General features: G+C 60.7%; 16 protein-coding genes. 2 read left to right on the forward strand and 14 right to left on the reverse strand.

What is annotated here, in order from left to right:
* Nucleotides 1-2: 2 nt before the first annotated feature.
* Entirely contained in the window at nt 3-566 is a 564-nt protein-coding gene (locus ACW5W8_RS18860; protein WP_498629540.1) for an NUDIX domain-containing protein, read from the forward strand.
* Between the two features lie 104 nt (nt 567-670).
* On the opposite strand, the gene lipA is transcribed toward ACW5W8_RS18860, so the two are convergent.
* The 14 genes from lipA to leuS all read right to left on the reverse strand — a co-directional run bounded on the left by lipA (nt 671) and on the right by leuS (nt 15,222).
* Nucleotides 671-1,636, reverse strand: a complete 966-nt coding sequence (gene lipA, locus ACW5W8_RS18865; protein WP_498629514.1) for a lipoyl synthase — start codon at nt 1,634-1,636, stop codon at nt 671-673.
* Nucleotides 1,633-2,310 (reverse strand): lipoyl(octanoyl) transferase LipB, encoded by a 678-nt coding sequence (lipB, locus tag ACW5W8_RS18870; RefSeq protein WP_498629516.1) that lies wholly within the window; start codon nt 2,308-2,310, stop codon nt 1,633-1,635. The genes lipA and lipB overlap by 4 nt, the downstream gene beginning before the upstream one ends.
* 62 nt (nt 2,311-2,372) lie before the next feature.
* Nucleotides 2,373-2,636: a DUF493 family protein YbeD gene (gene ybeD / locus ACW5W8_RS18875; protein WP_005335178.1), complete on the reverse strand. Its 264-nt coding sequence runs from the start codon at nt 2,634-2,636 to the stop codon at nt 2,373-2,375.
* Nucleotides 2,637-2,928: 292 nt separating this feature from the next.
* Nucleotides 2,929-4,125 carry a serine hydrolase gene (locus ACW5W8_RS18880; protein WP_498629517.1) on the reverse strand — a complete coding sequence of 399 codons (1,197 nt, stop codon included), beginning with the start codon at nt 4,123-4,125 and terminating at the stop codon, nt 2,929-2,931.
* 186 nt (nt 4,126-4,311) lie between these two features.
* Nucleotides 4,312-5,289: a septal ring lytic transglycosylase RlpA family protein gene (locus tag ACW5W8_RS18885; protein ID WP_498629519.1), complete on the reverse strand. Its 978-nt coding sequence runs from the start codon at nt 5,287-5,289 to the stop codon at nt 4,312-4,314.
* Entirely contained in the window at nt 5,231-6,229 is a 999-nt protein-coding gene (gene mltB, locus ACW5W8_RS18890) for a lytic murein transglycosylase B (protein ID WP_498629521.1), read from the reverse strand. Before mltB ends, ACW5W8_RS18885 begins: the two co-directional genes overlap by 59 nt.
* Nucleotides 6,229-7,332 carry a rod shape-determining protein RodA gene (gene rodA, locus ACW5W8_RS18895; protein WP_498629523.1) on the reverse strand — a complete coding sequence of 368 codons (1,104 nt, stop codon included), beginning with the start codon at nt 7,330-7,332 and terminating at the stop codon, nt 6,229-6,231. The genes mltB and rodA overlap by 1 nt, the downstream gene beginning before the upstream one ends.
* The gene (gene mrdA, locus ACW5W8_RS18900; protein ID WP_498629525.1) at nt 7,325-9,247 is read right to left on the reverse strand and encodes a penicillin-binding protein 2; all 1,923 of its coding nucleotides are present in this window, start codon (nt 9,245-9,247) and stop codon (nt 7,325-7,327) included. The genes rodA and mrdA overlap by 8 nt, the downstream gene beginning before the upstream one ends.
* A 103-nt stretch (nt 9,248-9,350) precedes the next feature.
* On the reverse strand, nt 9,351-9,818 hold the full coding sequence (gene rlmH / locus ACW5W8_RS18905; protein WP_498629527.1) for a 23S rRNA (pseudouridine(1915)-N(3))-methyltransferase RlmH: 468 nt from the start codon (nt 9,816-9,818) through the stop codon (nt 9,351-9,353).
* A 19-nt stretch (nt 9,819-9,837) separates the two neighbouring features.
* Nucleotides 9,838-10,179, reverse strand: coding sequence for a ribosome silencing factor (rsfS, locus tag ACW5W8_RS18910; RefSeq protein ID WP_005335165.1), 342 nt, complete (start codon nt 10,177-10,179; stop codon nt 9,838-9,840).
* A gap of 103 nt (nt 10,180-10,282) precedes the next feature.
* Nucleotides 10,283-10,933, reverse strand: a complete 651-nt coding sequence (gene nadD / locus ACW5W8_RS18915; RefSeq protein WP_498629529.1) for a nicotinate-nucleotide adenylyltransferase — start codon at nt 10,931-10,933, stop codon at nt 10,283-10,285.
* Nucleotides 10,927-11,964 (reverse strand): DNA polymerase III subunit delta, encoded by a 1,038-nt coding sequence (gene holA / locus ACW5W8_RS18920; RefSeq protein ID WP_498629531.1) that lies wholly within the window; start codon nt 11,962-11,964, stop codon nt 10,927-10,929. Before holA ends, nadD begins: the two co-directional genes overlap by 7 nt.
* A 100-nt stretch (nt 11,965-12,064) precedes the next feature.
* Nucleotides 12,065-12,547 carry an LPS-assembly lipoprotein LptE gene (locus tag ACW5W8_RS18925; RefSeq protein ID WP_498629533.1) on the reverse strand — a complete coding sequence of 161 codons (483 nt, stop codon included), beginning with the start codon at nt 12,545-12,547 and terminating at the stop codon, nt 12,065-12,067.
* 98 nt (nt 12,548-12,645) lie between these two features.
* Nucleotides 12,646-15,222, reverse strand: a complete 2,577-nt coding sequence (gene leuS, locus ACW5W8_RS18930; protein ID WP_498629535.1) for a leucine--tRNA ligase — start codon at nt 15,220-15,222, stop codon at nt 12,646-12,648.
* A gap of 145 nt (nt 15,223-15,367) precedes the next feature.
* Here leuS and ACW5W8_RS18935 point away from each other — a divergent pair, with 145 nt between their 5' ends.
* Nucleotides 15,368-15,862 carry a zinc ribbon-containing protein gene (locus ACW5W8_RS18935; protein WP_005348075.1) on the forward strand — a complete coding sequence of 165 codons (495 nt, stop codon included), beginning with the start codon at nt 15,368-15,370 and terminating at the stop codon, nt 15,860-15,862.
* Nucleotides 15,863-16,004: the final 142 nt, after the last annotated feature.

The raw sequence follows: 16,004 nt of genomic DNA on the forward strand, positions 1-16,004 counted from the left end.
TGATGACGACGCTCTCTCCGGCCAGCTGCTGGCCCAATCCGTTCGATCTCTCTTTCGTTCATGGCGAGGTACGTATCGATGGCCGTACTCTGGAGCGACTCACTGTGCGTGCCGTGGTGCCCCGTGGCGGCGAGCTGCTGCTGGTGCATTCCCGGGTCAACGGCGATCTGATGTTCCCCGGTGGCGGCATCGAAGCGGGAGAGAGCCACCACGTGGCGCTGGCCCGCGAGCTGCTGGAGGAGTGTGGCGCCGAGCTGCAGGAAGTGGGGGGCCTGCTTGGCGAGACCCGTGAATATCGCGCCGCCCGCGAGCCGGGGTTCGATGCCTACTGCATCCGCTCGCTCTACTACTTGTGCCGGATTGGCGATCAGCTGGTGGCCCCGCAGCCGCAGCCCTACGAGATCCGCCTTGGCTTCGTGCCCGGCTGGTTTGCCCTCGATGAAGCGCTGCAGACCAACAAGACCCAGCTGGCGGGGCCCTGTCCCCAGTGGACGGCGCGGGAGACCCGGGTGCTGGCTCAACTGCAACGCTGGCATCAGCAGGGGATCTTCGACAACGATTGTTGAACACATCAAACGGTAACGGTCAGTGACACCAACAAAAAGAGCGCCAATAGGCGCTCTTTTTCATTGCGAGGGGGGCGGTTACTTGGCCACTCTGTCGTGCGAGATCATTTGACCTCTTCGCCCTTGGCTTGCAGATCAGCATGGTAGGAAGAGCGAACGAAAGGACCGCAGGCGGCGTGGGTAAAGCCCAGCTCCATGGCGACATCTTTCAGCTCGTCAAACTCTGCAGGCGGCACGTAGCGCTTCACCGGCAGGTGGTGGCGGCTCGGCTGCAGATACTGACCCAGGGTCAGCATGTTGACGCCGTGTTCGCGCAGATCTTTAAGCACCTGAACGATCTCTTCATTGGTCTCGCCAAGGCCCATCATGACACCGGACTTGGTCGGTACATGGGGGTGCATCTCCTTGATGCGGCGCAGCAGCTCCAGCGACCACTTGTAGTCGGCACCCGGGCGGGCGACGCGATACATGCGCGGCGCGGTTTCCAGGTTGTGGTTGAAGACATCCGGCGGGGTTTCGCGGAACACCTCCAGTGCCTGCTCCATCCGGCCACGGAAGTCCGGAGTCAGGATCTCGATGCGGGTCTGCGGGCTGTGCTCGCGGATCTGCTTGATGCAGTCGGCGAAGTGCTGGGCACCGCCGTCGCGCAGGTCGTCGCGGTCTACCGAGGTGATGACCACATATTTCAGTCCCATCTCCTTGATGGTGAGTGCCAGCTTCTTCGGCTCTTCCGGATCGAGTGCCAGCGGGCGGCCGTGGGCCACGTCGCAGAAGGGGCAGCGGCGGGTGCAGATGGCGCCCATGATCATAAAGGTGGCGGTGCCGTGGTTGAAGCACTCCGCTAGGTTGGGGCAGGAGGCCTCTTCACAGACCGAGTGCAGCTTGTTCTTGCGCAAGGTGCTCTTGATGTGTTCGATCTTCTGGCTGGAGGGGGGCAGCTTGATCCGCATCCAGTCCGGCTTGCGAAGGAGTTCTTCGTTGGGATCCGGCATGAATTTCACCGGGATCAGGGCCATCTTGTCGCCATCGCGCAGCTTGACGCCCGGCTCCATACGAACGGGTTTGCTCATGATTCACTCTCGGTGTTTGTTATTGTTTGATAGCCAATCAGGCGGGCCAGCTCGGCCACCAGAATGGATTGCGCCTCGGCCACGCTTTGCGGGCCGCCCAGGGCGCTGGTCTGGGTCATGGCCATGCCCGCATAGCCACACGGATTGATGTGCAGGAAGGGGGTCATGTCCATGTTGATATTGAGGGCCAGCCCGTGGAACGAGCACCCCTTGCGGATGCGCAGCCCCAGCGAGGCCAGTTTTGCCTCCATGCCAAGGTCATTTTTCACATAGACCCCGGGGGCATCGGCCTTGGCATAGGCCTGGATATCGCTTTTGGCGAGGGTGTTGATGATGGCTGTCTCCAGCGCGGTCACCAGCTCGCGAACCGAGAATTTGCAGCGGCGGACATCCACCAGTACGTAGAGCACCAGCTGGCCCGGGCCGTGATAGGTCACCTGACCGCCGCGATCGCTCTGCACCACCGGGATATTGCCCGGATTGAGCAGGTGTTCGGCCTTGCCGGCCTGGCCCTGGGTGTAGACGGGATCGTGCTCGACCACCCAGAACTCGTCCGGGGTGTCGCTGGTGCGGTTGTCGGTGAAGGCTTTCATGGCGTCCCATACCGGCTGGTAGGGGCGGCGACCCAGCTGCCTGACAATCAGGCTGAACTGGGCGGGGATCTGGGATGACATGGCGTCCTCGCGGCGTGCTGCGGCCAAAAACAGTCGCCCCGCAGAACGGGGCGAGAGAGAAATTACAGTACGTATTTCACCAGCTCGATCTTGCCAAGGGCGTGGTACATCGCTTCGATGTGCTCTTTGCTCTGGGCAGTCACGGTCACGCGGACCGAGTGGTAGTTGCCCTTGGAGCTGGGCTGGACTGTCGGGCTGTAGGTGCCGGGGGCGTGCTGCTGCAGCACTTCAACCACCATTTCCGGCAGTGCCGGGTCGGCAACGCCGAGTACCTTGAACGGGAATTTGCAGGGAAACTCCAGCAGTTCATCAAACTTGGTATTCATTTACTCACCTTTTGCGTCATCACCGGGATGACTTCATCTTGGATGGCTAGTGGCCGATGGCCTGTGGAGGCCGCCATTTCAAGTCTATATGGGCACGGCTCATAACTATATGGGCGCTGCCCGGACCGGGATCAAGGCCAGGATCGGTCAGACAAGGATGGAAGTGCTGCTTTTTACCACAAATCAGGGTAAGGCGGAACCAGCAGTTTACAGGGTTATTCACTGCCTTTGCCGGTCACAGACAGCAGCGGCGCCTGTTGGCGCCGCTGTTTGGTGAGGATTGTGCGTCGGATTACTTGAACCAGCTGGTGACCAGCAGTACCAGGTAGTCCCACAGACGGCTCATCAAGCCACCTTCCTGAACCTCTTCCAGGGCTACCAGCGGCACCTGCTTGATCTCTTTGTCGCCCTGTTTCAGGAACACGGTACCGACGCGCTGACCTTTGGCCAACGGGGCTTTCAGCTCGCTATCGAGTTGGAAGTCCGCTTTGAGGTTATTGCCCTGACCGCGCGTGACCAGCACGGAGACATCCTTATCGACCCCGAGTTTCACTTCCGACTTGTCACCCATCCAGATCTTCTGGGTGACCAGCTCGGTGCCCGCTTTGTAAGGGGTCAGGCTCTGGAAGAAGCGGAAACCGTAGGTGAGCAGCTTTTTGCTCTCGGCGGCGCGCGAACCTTCGCTGCTGGCACCCAGCACCACGGCGATCAGGCGCATGCCTTCGTTGTTGGTGGCGGAGGAGACCAGGTTATAGCCGACCTGGCTGACGTGGCCGGTCTTGATGCCATCCACTTGCAGGGATTGATCCCACAGCAGGCGGTTGCGGTTGTGCTGGGTGATGCCGTTGAAGACGAAGGATTTCTGGGAGTAGATCTTGTACTCCTCCGGCAGGTCGCGGATCAGCGCCTGACCCAGACGGGCCATGTCGTGAGCGGTACTGTAGTGACCTTCCGCATCCAGACCGTGCGGGTTCATGAAGTGACTGTCATTCATGCCGAGCTTGGCGGCCCAGCTGTTCATCAGGCTGGCGAAGGAGTCGGTGCTGCCAGCCAGGAACTCGGCCATGGCGACGCAGGCATCGTTGCCGGACTGGATGATGATGCCCTTGTTGAGATCATCGACGGAGACCTGCTTGCCCACCTCGATAAACATCTTGGAAGAGTCGGAGTAGTTCTTGGACCAGGCGTTCTGGCTGATGGTCACCATGTCGGTGCGCTTGATGTTCCCCTTCAGCAGCTCCTGGCCGATGATGTAGGAGGTCATCATCTTGGTCAGACTGGCGGGCGGCAGACGCTCTTCGGCGTTCTGCTCGGCCAGCACCTGACCTGAGTAGTAGTCGATCAGAATATGGGCCTTGGCGGAGATCTCCGGCGCGGCGGGAACCACCATGGGCATGGCATTCGGGGTCGGTGTCGGCACCGGCGTATTGGCCTGGGCGGTAACGCTGACCAGCGAGGCCAGAAGAACTGAACGGGCAAATTTGGACATCTTGAAATTCCTGCGAGCCAGATGGGGATAAAATGCGGGCCTAACTATACCAGATGCGTCCGCCGGTTATAGTCCGAGATGGCGATCAGAACTGGTTTTTTATCCATCACTCCCTGTCATCACGCCATAAAACGACGTGATGACAGTGAGTAAGCGGTTAGTCACATCCGCAGCAAAAGGGGGCGATCAGGGCACGATAAAGGCCTGTTCCAGCCCGCCCTGACGTACTTTTTCCAGCACGCTTGCCTGCTGGTCGGCGGCGACCGGGCCAATCAGCACCCGGAAAATGGCACCATGAGCATCGATCCGGTAGGGCACGCCATAACGCTGGGTCATCACCTTGCCCATCGCCTCGGCCCGATCCCGGGAGCCGCTGGCCAGTACCTGGATCATCTTGCCATCACCACTGCTGGCGGGTGCTGCGGCCTTGGCAGGCGCTGGCTTGACAGGTGCCACTTTGGCTGGCTTGGCCGCGGGCGCCTTGACGGGAGCGGGTTCGGCAGAGGGAGTGGCCATCGCCAGTGCGGTCGGTTCACCCAGGAAGCCATCTTGCGACAGCGTGTTGGAGGCCGCAGCCGGAGTGGTCGGGGTCATCTCGATGGGCTTCATCGGCTCCATGATCACCATCTGATCCGGGGTGTCGCTGATCAGCTCCAGTCGTACTCTGGCCTCACCGCTGTCGACCATCTCCAGCTGCTTGGCCGCTGCGTAGGAGAGATCGATCAGGCGCGGGCTGTTGAACGGGCCGCGATCGTTGACCCGCACTATGGTCTCCAGCCCGTTGTCCAGATTGGTGACCCGCACATAGCTCGGGATGGGCAGGTTGCGGTGGGCGGCGCTGAACAGCTTGCTGTCCAGTACATCGCCGTTGGCGGTCTTCTGGCCATCCAGATCCTGCGACAGCCAGCTGGCGGTACCCTCTTCGCTGTAGTGTTTGATGTCGCGCCACACCTCGTTTTTCTGCTTGCCGATCCAGTAGTCCCGGTTGCCGCTGGCGCTCAGGGGCTCGGGGCGCGGAATAGCGCCGGTGGCTTGCGGGATCTCGATAACGGGCGGTTTGCTCGCGGGCGGCAGCTCGACCGGGGCGCTCTGTTCCGGCTGGCTGCTACAGGCGGCCAGCAACAAGCTCAGGCTGAGCGGGAGGAGTTTGTGACGAAGATGCATACGCTTCCTGAATGGCTTGGCTAAGTTGATACACCGCCATCGCATAGAGTGGGCTGCGATTGTAACGGGTGATCACATAAAAGTTATGCCGTGCGACCCAGTATTCCGGTCCATCGGCTTGATCAAATGCCAGTAACTTGACCGGCGTCTGTGGGGCCAGCTGCGTGGCGAGCTCAATCCCTGCCGCCGCCAGTTCTGACCACTGTTGTGTCAGCTCGGGCTCTCGCCTGAGCAGGGGATCAACCGCCATCAGGCCGATCTGGGCCGGCTCGACCACCGCTTCGCCCCAGCGCCACTGGTGGCTGGCGAAGTAATTGGCCACACTGCCGATGGCATCGGCCGGATTGGCGAAGAGATCCCGTTTGCCATCCCCGTCAAAATCGACGGCGTAGTGGCGATAGCTGGAGGGCATGAACTGTCCCATCCCCATGGCTCCGGCATAGGAGCCCTTGAGGGTATCGAGTTGCCACCCCTCTTCTTTGGCTAGCAACACCAGCTGGGCAAACTCCTTGGCAAAGAAGTCGCTGCGCTCGGGGTAGTGAAACCCAAGAGTGTAGAGGCTATCGAGCACCGGATGACGGCCCATCTGGCGGCCATAGAAGGTCTCGATGCCGATGATGGCCACGATGAGCGAGGCGGGCACCCGATAGGTCTGCTCCGCGAGGGCCAGTGTTTCGGCATGTTGCTGCCAGAACTGCTGGCCATCCCGGATGCGATCCGGGGTAACGAACAGCGGTCGGTAGCGATGCCAGGGTTTGGCCTCCCACGGCTTGCTGATGGTGTCGAGCACCTCCTGGCGCAGGTGGGCGCTGGCCACTGCCGCCTGCAACTCGGCCAGCGGCACATGCTGCTGTTCGGCGAGCAGGGTCAGCCGATCCGGCGCTACAGCGGCGGTTGCCATTGAGGCAAACAGGGCAAGGGACAATCCGACCCGTCTCATCAGGCGAGCAGTCTTCTATGAGTCTGGATGGACATCAGGATACCGAAGCCGGCCATCAGAGTCACCATGGAGGTGCCACCATAGCTCACCAACGGCAGGGGAACCCCTACCACCGGCAGAATGCCGCTTACCATGCCCATGTTGACGAACACATAGACGAAGAAGGTGAGGGTGATGGCGCCGCCCAGCAGCCGCTCGAAGCTGTTCTGGGCCTGCATCGAGATAAACAGGCAGCGGCTGATGACGTAGAGGTAAAGCACCAGCAACAGGGCCACGCCCACCAGACCGAACTCTTCGCTGAATACCGCGAAGATGAAGTCGGTGTGGCGCTCGGGCAGAAATTCGAGCTGGGACTGGGTGCCCTGCAGCCACCCTTTGCCAAACACGCCGCCTGAGCCGATGGCAATCTTGGACTGGATGATGTGGTAGCCGCGGCCGAGCGGGTCTTTCTCCGGGTCGATCAGCATCATGACCCGCTGGCGTTGATAGTCATGCATCAGGAAGAACCAGAGCACCGGCATAAAGGCCGCGATCAGCAGTACCGCCAGTCCGATCAGCCACCAGCTGAGCCCCGCCAGGAAGATGACGAAGAAACCGGAGGCGGCCACCAGGATGGAGGTGCCAAGGTCGGGCTGGGCGGCGATCAGCAGGGTGGGCAACAGTACCATCACCAGCGCGATCACCACATGGCTGAGTTTGGGGGGCAGCGAGTGACGGCTGAGCCAGGCGGCCACCATGATCGGCATGGAGAGCTTCATCACCTCGGAGGGCTGGAACTTCATAAAGCCGAGATCGAGCCAGCGTTGGGCCCCCTTGCCGATGTGACCGAACACGTCCACCGCAATCAGCATCAGCACCACCACGGCGAACAGCGGCACCGACCAGCGGGCGTAGAGTGAGGGGGGCAGCTGGGCCAGGCCGATCATCAGAGCAAAGGCGAGACCACCGCGCACCAGCTGGCGCACGATGGAGTCCATATCCTGACCGGAGGCGGAGTAGAGCACCACCATGGAGAGGGTCATCACGGCCAGCAGACCGAGCAGCAGGGGCAAGTCGATATGCAGCTTGTACCAGATGCTCTGCTGGCGGGCAGAATTACTCATTGGGAGCGACCTCACTCGGTTGGGACGGTTTTTCCGGTGCCGGTGGCAGTTGCGGAGCAGGGGGCAGCAGATAGGCATCCAGCATCTGGCGTGCGATGGGGGATGCGGCTCGGCCACCGCCACCACCAATGGAGTTCTCCAGTACCAGCGCAACGACCGCCTTGGGGGCTTCAAAGGGGGCGTAAGCGACAAACAGCGCATTGTCGCGATGCTCCGCCTTGACAGTCTTGATGTTGTAAACCTGATTTTCCTTCAAACCGACTACCTGGGCAGTGCCCGATTTGCCGCCTGAGGAGTAAGGCGCCTTGGCAAACGAGTGACGGCCACTCCCTTCACTGCCATGGTTGACTCGCCACATCCCATCCTGCGCTACTTTCCAGAAGCTGTCGTTCTTGAGCTTGAGGGCGATATTGGGGTTGATGGGGGCATCGACCACCCCCGCCTGGGAGGCTGTGCTCTTGAGCAGGTGCGGGGTGACGTCGTGACCGTTCTGGGTCAGGATGCTGATCGCCTTGGCCAGTTGGAGCGGGGTGGCGCTCCAGTAGCCCTGACCGATACCGACAGAGATGGTGTCACCCTGATACCAGGGCTGGCGCCAGCGGGCCATCTTCCAGTCACGGGACGGCATGACCCCCTTGGTCTCTTCATAAAGATCGACCCCGGTGTATTGACCGAAGCCAAACTTGGTCATGTAGCTGTGGATCTTGTCGATGCCGACCCGATAGGCGAGATCGTAGAAGTAGGTGTCGGCCGATACCTCGATGGCGCGATAGACATCGAGCCAGCCATGACCCCAGCGGCGCCAGTCGCGAAACTTCTTGGTGGTACCGGGAATGGAGAAGCTCGGGCCGCCGAAATAGCGGTAGCCCGGGGTGATGGCCCCCTCGTTGAGACCCATGATGGACATCATGGGCTTGACGGTGGAGGCAGGGGCATAAATGCCCTGAGTGGTGCGATTCACCAGTGGCCGCGCCGGATCGTTGAGCAGCGCCGAGTAGTTGGGGCCCGAGATGCCGGTCACGAACAGGTTGGGGTCGTAGCTGGGGCTCGACTCCAGGGCCAGAATGGCGCCGGTCTTGGGATCCATCATCACGATAGCACCGCGCTGTCCGGCCAGTAACTGCTGGGCCTTGAGCTGCAGCCGCACATCGATGTTGAGGTAGATATCCTTGCCCGGAACGGGGGGCTGGAACTTGAGAGTGCGGACAATCCGGCCGCGGTTGTTGACCTCGACCTCCTGATAGCCCGCCACGCCGTGCAGCTCATCTTCGTAATACTTCTCCACCCCCTGCTTGCCGATATCCTTGGTGGCCGCGTAGTTGGCGAGTTTTTCTTCCTTTTCGAGGCGCTCCACGTCACGGGTGTTGATCTTGGCCACATAGCCCAAAGCGTGGGTGAGGGTGTCCCCAAACGGGTAGTAGCGCTTGAGGTAGGCCTCGATGCTGGCGCCCGGGTAGTTATGCTGGTTGACCGAGAAGAGAGCCACCTGATATTCGGTCAGCTTCTCGTAGAGGGCGACCGGCTTGAAGCGGCGCTGGCGCTTCACTTCGGCGAGGAACTTCTCCTTGGTGCCCTCCGGCAGACCCAGCAGGGAGATCAGCTGGTCGGCGGTTTTTTCGAGATCCTTGGTCTCTTCCGGCACGATTTCCAGACTGTAGACCGGGCGGTTTTCCGCCAGCAGCACGCCGTTGGCGTCATAGATGAGGCCCCGTGGCGGCGCCACCGGCACCACGCGGATTCGGTTGGAGTTGGAGCGAGTCTGGTAGGTGTCGTAGGACTCAACCTGCAGATAATAGAGATTGCCCAGCAGCACCAGCATCAGCACGACGATGCCGATGTAGGCTACCAGGGTGCGCCGGAAGAACAGATTGCCCTCGGCACTGTGATCGCGCATTTCGATGCGTTGTTTCAGCATGCCTTTACCTCAAGACCCTTGGGGGCAATAAGAGCAGGAACTGCATTGTTCACTCTCTGTGATAGGGGTGAATATGAGAGGTGAGACTCCAGAGACGCATGGCTCACTCTCTATGATACGGATGGTTGGTGGTGATGCTCCAGGCCCGATAGAGGCTCTCGGCCACCAGTACCCGTACCAGCGGATGGGGCAGGGTGAGCGGTGACAGTGACCAGCTCTGTTCGGCGGCCGCCTTGCACTCGGGGGACAAGCCTTCCGGCCCGCCTACCAGCAGGGCGACATCGCGGCCATCGAGTTTCCACGCCTCCAGCTGGGTCGCCAGCTGCTCCGTGGTCCAGGGCTTGCCCGGAATGTCGAGGGTGACGATGCGAGAGCGCCCCGCAGCCGTCAGCATGGCTTCCCCTTCCTTCTGCAGGATGCGCTGAATGTCGGCATTTTTGCCCCGTTTGCCTGCGCCAATCTCGACGAGTTCAAACGGCATGTCTTTGGGGAAGCGGCGACGATACTCTTCGAAGCCATGCTCTACCCAGGCGGGCATCTTGGTGCCCACCGCAATCAACTGGATCTTCATGGTCGTTACACTTGTGCTCTTATTGCGTATTCATTTGAGCGGCACCGCTCCACAGCTTTTCCAGTTGGTAGAAGTCACGGTGTTCATCCTGCATCACATGCACGATCACCGAGCCCATATCTACCAGCACCCATTCACCGCTCAGTTGCCCTTCCACGCTCAGCAGATCCAGACCCGCGTGGCGGGCCTCGCTGGCCAGATGGTGGGCAATGGCGCTGACGTGACGACTGGAGTTGCCGGAACAGATGATCATGGTGTCAGTAATGCTGGATTTGCCGCGTACATCGAGGGTGATGATGTCGCGGCCTTTCATGTCATCGATCTTGTCGATGATAAAGGCATGCAATTCTTGGCCTTGCAATGAGTCTCTCCTGTATTCCGGCGCGCAGCGTTTGCGTCAGGGCGGCGGATTATATCATGGTCACTCCCGTTTCCCATCGGGTGGGGCGGGATTACGACAGGGGCTAGCGGCGGTTGGCGCGGTAGAGCCCCTGTTGATCAATATAGTGCGCAACCGACTCGGGCAAGAGGTAGCGGGTGTCTTGCCCCGCATCCAGCAAGGCCCGCAGTCGGGTGGCTGACAGTTCGATGGGCTGGTTGTCCGCCAGCCAGATATGACCGGCCAGACGCTGATGCAGCGCGTTGGCATCCGTGGTGTGATGGCGCGTCAGCAGCTGCGCCACCTCGGCCGGATAATCCGGTTGCCAGCCCGGCCGCACGCTCACCACCAGATGGGCGTAGTCGAGCAGCTCCTGCCAGCGGTGCCAGCTTGGCAGGCTCAGCAGGGAATCCATCCCCATCAGAAAACAGAGCGGCGTATCGGGCAGTTCATGACGCAGCTCGATCAGGGTATCGATGGTGTAAGAGGGCTTGTCTCGTCGCAGCTCCCGCTCATCTACCACAAAGTGGTGGTTCTCCGCTGCCGCCAGTTTGACCATGGCAAGACGCTGTTCGCTCGAGCAGAACGGATTGGCACGGTGGGGCGGGATATGGTTAGGGATCAGCTGCATCTCGGCCAGCCCGAGGGTATCGCGCGCCTCGATGGCCGGGCGCAGATGGCCGATATGGATAGGATCGAACGTGCCCCCCAGCAGGCCAATGGGCGCCTTCAGCACGGGCTGCTCTCCATCACCAGCGGCAGCGGGGTGCCATCACGAAAGCCGAGGGCAATGGTCTGCAGCATCAGCCAGGCCTGCTCGGTATCGAAGCGGCGCTGGGCATCGTCCAGCTGGGCCATCAGTTGCCACAGCTGCTGCAACTTGGCAAATGGCAGTCGGGTCAGTGCTTGCTGAATGAGCTGCTGGCGGCTTTGCCAGATGCGCAGGCGGCTGAAGTGCTCCCCCAGCGGCTGGCCGCCCCGCATCGCCAGCGACAGCTCGGTCAGCTGCTCCAGCTCGCGACAGAGGGTCCAGGCCAGCATCCCTGGCTCGGTGCCTTCGGCCCGCAGGGCGGCCAGAATGCGCTGGGCCCGGTTCACCTTGCCCTCCAGCAGGGTATCGACCAGCTGAAACGGGGTGAAGTGGGCGTGGCGGATAATGGTCTCTTGCAGATAGGTGACGCTGATGGGCTGGGGCGGCGAGAGCAGGGTCAGCTTCTCGATCTCCTGGCTCGCGGCCAGCAGGTTGCCCTCATAGGAGTGGCACATGAAGTTGATGGCATCCGGCAGCGCCTTGAGGCCGAAACGTTGAAAACGGGCACTCATCCAGCGCGGGAAAAACTTGGGCTCCGGATGGTTGACCGGCACATAGGTGCCGATCTGGTAGAGTTTGTCGAACCAGGCTGCCTTCATCTGGGCCTGGTTGAGGCGACCGCCGCTCAGTACCAGCAGCAGGTCGGGATGGAGCTGTTTGCCAATTTCGCTGATACGGGCGGCCAGATCCTTGTCCACCTTGGCGGGCAGCTCCAGCTCGATGATCTGGCGGGCGGAGAAGAGGCTCATCGCCTGACAGGCATCGTAGACCTGATTCCAGTCCAGCCCCTGCTCCACCACGAAGGTGTGGCGCTCATCGAAACCCTGCTTGCGGGCGACCTGACGGATGGCATCGATGGCCTCCAGTCGCAACAGGGGCTCGTCGCCAAAAACGAGATAGCAGGGCCGAAGCCCTGCTTTGAGGTGGTCACCAAATTGCTCGGGATAAATTCGCATCAGAAGCTTGCCTGACTGAAATGAAGGCGCACAAGAGTAGCGGCCTGCTTTGGCTGCTTGAACTGCGACTCGTCACCAAATTGTTCAGGGTCGATCCGCATCAGAAGCTGACCTGACTCAACTGCCGGATCACCTGATTGGCCGCCTGCTCCTGCATTTCGCGGTTGAGCTGCTCCTGCTCACGGGAGGAGGCGAGCGCTGCATCCGGCTTGTTGAGGAAGCTGCGGTTGAAGTTGATGGGGAAGACCTGAGTCGGCTTGCCCGGCACCGAGACGGTGAATTGGGTACCAAAGCCCAGCACATACTCGGTGTCGACCCCGAGGGCGTTGACCGAGGCGACCTGACTGGTGCTGCCTACACCGCCCAGAGTGAGCACCGGAATGCCCTCCTTGTCGGCCAGGGTCACGCCAGAGGCCTTCAGGCGGGTGGTCACCATCCGGTAGAAGTCGCTCTTGTTGTCGCCCACGACCTTCATGGTCATCAGCTCGCTCGGAATGCCGTTGCCGCGCATGTGAAAGCCGCAGCCTTGCAGCAGCAGACCAGCCAGCACGATGGCCATCCAGCGGGTGAAGATGGTGCCCATAGAAAATCCTCTTTGCATTAAGGGAAAGCGGCGGGCGCAGGGCCCGCCGTTATCATCCGTTTGCTGTTACAGATTGGCAATGATCAGTTGGCAACCGATCAGTTAGCAACGATGTTGAGCAGCTTGCCCGGTACATAGATCACCTTGCGCACGGTCAGGCCGTCGGTGAACTTCTGCACGGAGGCATCGGCCATCGCCAGCTTCTCGACATCGGCCTGGCTGATCTCGGCCGGTACGGTCAGCTTGCCGCGCATCTTGCCGTTGATCTGCACCACCACCAGCTTCTCGGTCTCGACCATGGCCGCTTCATCGGCCACCGGCCAGGCTGCGTGATCCACGTCGTCGCCCTTGCCCAGCATCTTCCACAGCTCGAAGCCGATGTGCGGGGTGATGGGGTAGAGCATGACCACCACGGCTTCCAGCGCTTCCTGCATCAGGGCGCGGTCCTGCTCTTCTGAACCCAGCTTGGAGAGATTGTTCATCAGCTCCATGATGGCGGCGATGGCGGTGTTGAAGGTCTGACGGCGACCCACGTCATCGCTCACCTTGGCGATGGTCTTGTGCAGTTCACGGCGTACCGCTTTCTGCTCGTTGGTGAGAGCAGCGACATCGAGTGCGGCAACGGCGCCACCGGAGACGTGCTCGAAGGTGACGCGCCACAGGCGACGCAGGAAGCGCTGGGCACCCTCTACGCCGGAGTCGGACCACTCCAGAGTCATCTCGGCCGGGGAGGCGAACATCATGAACAGACGGACGGTATCGGCGCCGTAACGCTCGACCATCAGCTGCGGGTCGATGCCGTTGTTCTTGGACTTGGACATCTTGGTCATGCCGGAGTGGAGCACTTCACGGCCTTCGTTGTCGATGGCCTTGGTGATGCGACCCTTCTCGTCACGCTCTACCTTGACGTCGGTCGGGCTGACCCAGACGTTGCCGCCCTTCTCGTCCTTGTAGTAGAAGGCATCGGCCAGCACCATGCCCTGGCAGAGCAGGCGCTTGAACGGCTCGTCGCTGTTGACCAGACCCGCATCACGCAGCAGCTTGTGGAAGAAGCGGGCGTAGAGCAGGTGCATACAGGCGTGCTCGATACCGCCGATGTACTGATCCACCGGCAGCCAGTGGTTGGCAGCAGCCGGATCCAGCATGCCCTTGTCGTAGTCCGGGGAGCAGTAGCGGGCGTAGTACCAGGAGGACTCCATGAAGGTGTCGAAGGTATCGGTCTCGTGGAATGCTTCCTGACCGTTGTAAGTGGTCTTGGCCCACTCGGCGTCAGCTTTGATCGGGCTCTGGATACCGTCCATCACCACATCTTCCGGCAGCAGCACCGGCAGTTGATCTTCCGGCGTCGGCACGACTGTGCCGTCAGCCAGGGTCAGCATCGGGATGGGGGCACCCCAGTAACGCTGACGGGAGACACCCCAGTCGCGCAGACGGAAGTTGACGGTGCGCTTGCCGTGGCCGAGGGCTTCGAGCTTGTTGGCGATGGCATCGAAGGCGCCCTGGAAGTCGAGACCGTCGAACTCGCCGGAGTTGAACAGTACACCCTTCTCGGTGTAAGCGGCTTCGCTCACGTCGACGTCGCCATCAACCGGCTTGATCACCGCCTTGATGTCGAGGCCATATTTGGTGGCGAATTCGAAGTCACGCTGGTCGTGGGCCGGAACCGCCATCACGGCGCCGGTGCCGTAGTTCATCAGCACGAAGTTGGCGACCCAGACCGGTACCTTGCGGCCATCCAGCGGATGAATGGCGTAGAGGCCGGTGGCCATACCCTTCTTCTCCATGGTGGCCAGTTCAGCTTCGGCTACCTTGGTGTTCTTGCACTCTTCGATGAAGGCGGCCAGCTCCGGGTTGTTCTGGGCGGCTTGCAGCGCCAGCGGGTGACCGGCGGCGATACCGACATAGGTGACGCCCATGAAGGTGTCCGGACGGGTGGTGTAGACCTCCAGCTGATCAGCCTGACCCTCGATGGCGAAGCTGATGTTGACCCCTTCGGAGCGGCCAATCCAGTTGCGCTGCATGGTCTTGACCATCTCTGGCCAGCCTTCCAGATTGTCGATGTCGCTGAGCAGCTCTTCGGCGTAGTCGGTGATCTTGATGAACCACTGGGGGATCTCTTTCTGTTCCACCGGGGTGTCACAGCGCCAGCAGCAGTTGTCGACCACCTGCTCGTTGGCCAGCACTGTCATGTCGTTCGGGCACCAGTTGACGGAGGAGGTCTTCTTGTAGACCAGACCCTTCTCGTAGAGCTTGGTGAAGAACCACTGTTCCCAGCGGTAGTAATCCGGTTTGCAGGTGGCGACTTCACGATCCCAGTCATAACCCAGACCCAGCATCTTCAGCTGGTTCTTCATGTATTCGATGTTTTCGTAGGTCCAGGGCGCCGGTGCGGTATTGTTTTTGATCGCGGCGTTCTCGGCCGGCAGACCGAATGCATCCCAACCTATGGGTTGCAGCACGTTCTTGCCATTGAGGCGTTGATAACGGGAGATCACATCACCTATGGTGTAGTTACGAACGTGCCCCATGTGTAGTCGACCAGACGGATAGGGGAACATGGACAGGCAGTAGAACTTCTCCTTGTCTACCTTCTCCACGGCCTTGAAGGTTTTCTTGGCATCCCAGTGCTTTTGCACTGCTGGTTCGATTGATTGGGGAACGTATTGCTCTTGCATTGGTGACATCCGGATCTGTGAAATGAATAGATAAATCAGCTGGGAAATCGCAATAGAATACCCATATCCTGCGGCGGCAACAACCGCCAGCGTCCCTTGGGCCTTAAGCCGGGCCAGATCAGGGTTTAGTAGAGGAGTTAGAGCCATGGACAAACGTCAAAAAGGGTACGAAGCCTTCATTGCCGAGCTGCAAAAACAGTGGCAAGAGACTGAAGAGTTTCAGGGGGAGCGCCTCAACCGGATGATTGCCAAGGTGCAGGCCTATCTGGAGGCTGCCAGCGACCTGACTCAGGACGAACTGGCGCTCATCGCCGAGTACGTGAAGCGGGATCTTGGCAACTATGACGAGGGGCGCCATGACGATAGTGCGCAGGTGGAAGAGTCTGCCTTTATGCTGGCCCTCAAAGACACCGCCTGGTCCTGGCTGGCGGATGTGACCGACCGCGCCCAGGTGGAGTGGCGCGAGCTGGCCGACGAGCTGGAGCACAAGGGTGTTTACGAAGCGGGTGACTGGGTGGGGCTCGGGGTCATGGTGTGCGACCAGTGTGGCTGGCGCCATACCGTGCTGCACCCCGAGCAGCTCGATACCTGCCCCGAGTGCGGTTGCGCCGAGTATCATCGCGAGCCGCTCTCGCCCTGAGTCATGCCATCAATGTGGACGAGACAACGAGCAAAAAGGCGCCATCAGGCGCCTCAGACTGCTGACAAACCCCTGGACGCCGATCCCGGGGTTTGATCTAATTGCTGCATGGTCAATAAATGGACTGCACCATGCTCAGAGA

The organism is Aeromonas aquatilis, from assembly GCF_054052405.1.

Excerpts from the sequence above, each read along its gene's own strand:
- ACW5W8_RS18860 (WP_498629540.1), top strand. The coding sequence starts at position 3 with ATGACGACGCTCTCTCCGGCCAGCTGCTGGCCCAATCCGTTCGATCTC.
- lipA (WP_498629514.1), bottom strand. The coding sequence starts at position 1,636 with ATGAGCAAACCCGTTCGTATGGAGCCGGGCGTCAAGCTGCGCGATGGC.
- lipB (WP_498629516.1), bottom strand. The coding sequence starts at position 2,310 with ATGTCATCCCAGATCCCCGCCCAGTTCAGCCTGATTGTCAGGCAGCTG.
- ybeD (WP_005335178.1), bottom strand. The coding sequence starts at position 2,636 with ATGAATACCAAGTTTGATGAACTGCTGGAGTTTCCCTGCAAATTCCCG.
- ACW5W8_RS18880 (WP_498629517.1), bottom strand. The coding sequence starts at position 4,125 with ATGTCCAAATTTGCCCGTTCAGTTCTTCTGGCCTCGCTGGTCAGCGTT.
- ACW5W8_RS18885 (WP_498629519.1), bottom strand. The coding sequence starts at position 5,289 with ATGCATCTTCGTCACAAACTCCTCCCGCTCAGCCTGAGCTTGTTGCTG.
- mltB (WP_498629521.1), bottom strand. The coding sequence starts at position 6,229 with ATGAGACGGGTCGGATTGTCCCTTGCCCTGTTTGCCTCAATGGCAACC.
- rodA (WP_498629523.1), bottom strand. The coding sequence starts at position 7,332 with ATGAGTAATTCTGCCCGCCAGCAGAGCATCTGGTACAAGCTGCATATC.
- mrdA (WP_498629525.1), bottom strand. The coding sequence starts at position 9,247 with ATGCTGAAACAACGCATCGAAATGCGCGATCACAGTGCCGAGGGCAAT.
- rlmH (WP_498629527.1), bottom strand. The coding sequence starts at position 9,818 with ATGAAGATCCAGTTGATTGCGGTGGGCACCAAGATGCCCGCCTGGGTA.
- holA (WP_498629531.1), bottom strand. The coding sequence starts at position 11,964 with ATGCGAATTTATCCCGAGCAATTTGGTGACCACCTCAAAGCAGGGCTT.
- ACW5W8_RS18925 (WP_498629533.1), bottom strand. The coding sequence starts at position 12,547 with ATGGGCACCATCTTCACCCGCTGGATGGCCATCGTGCTGGCTGGTCTG.
- leuS (WP_498629535.1), bottom strand. The coding sequence starts at position 15,222 with ATGCAAGAGCAATACGTTCCCCAATCAATCGAACCAGCAGTGCAAAAG.
- ACW5W8_RS18935 (WP_005348075.1), top strand. The coding sequence starts at position 15,368 with ATGGACAAACGTCAAAAAGGGTACGAAGCCTTCATTGCCGAGCTGCAA.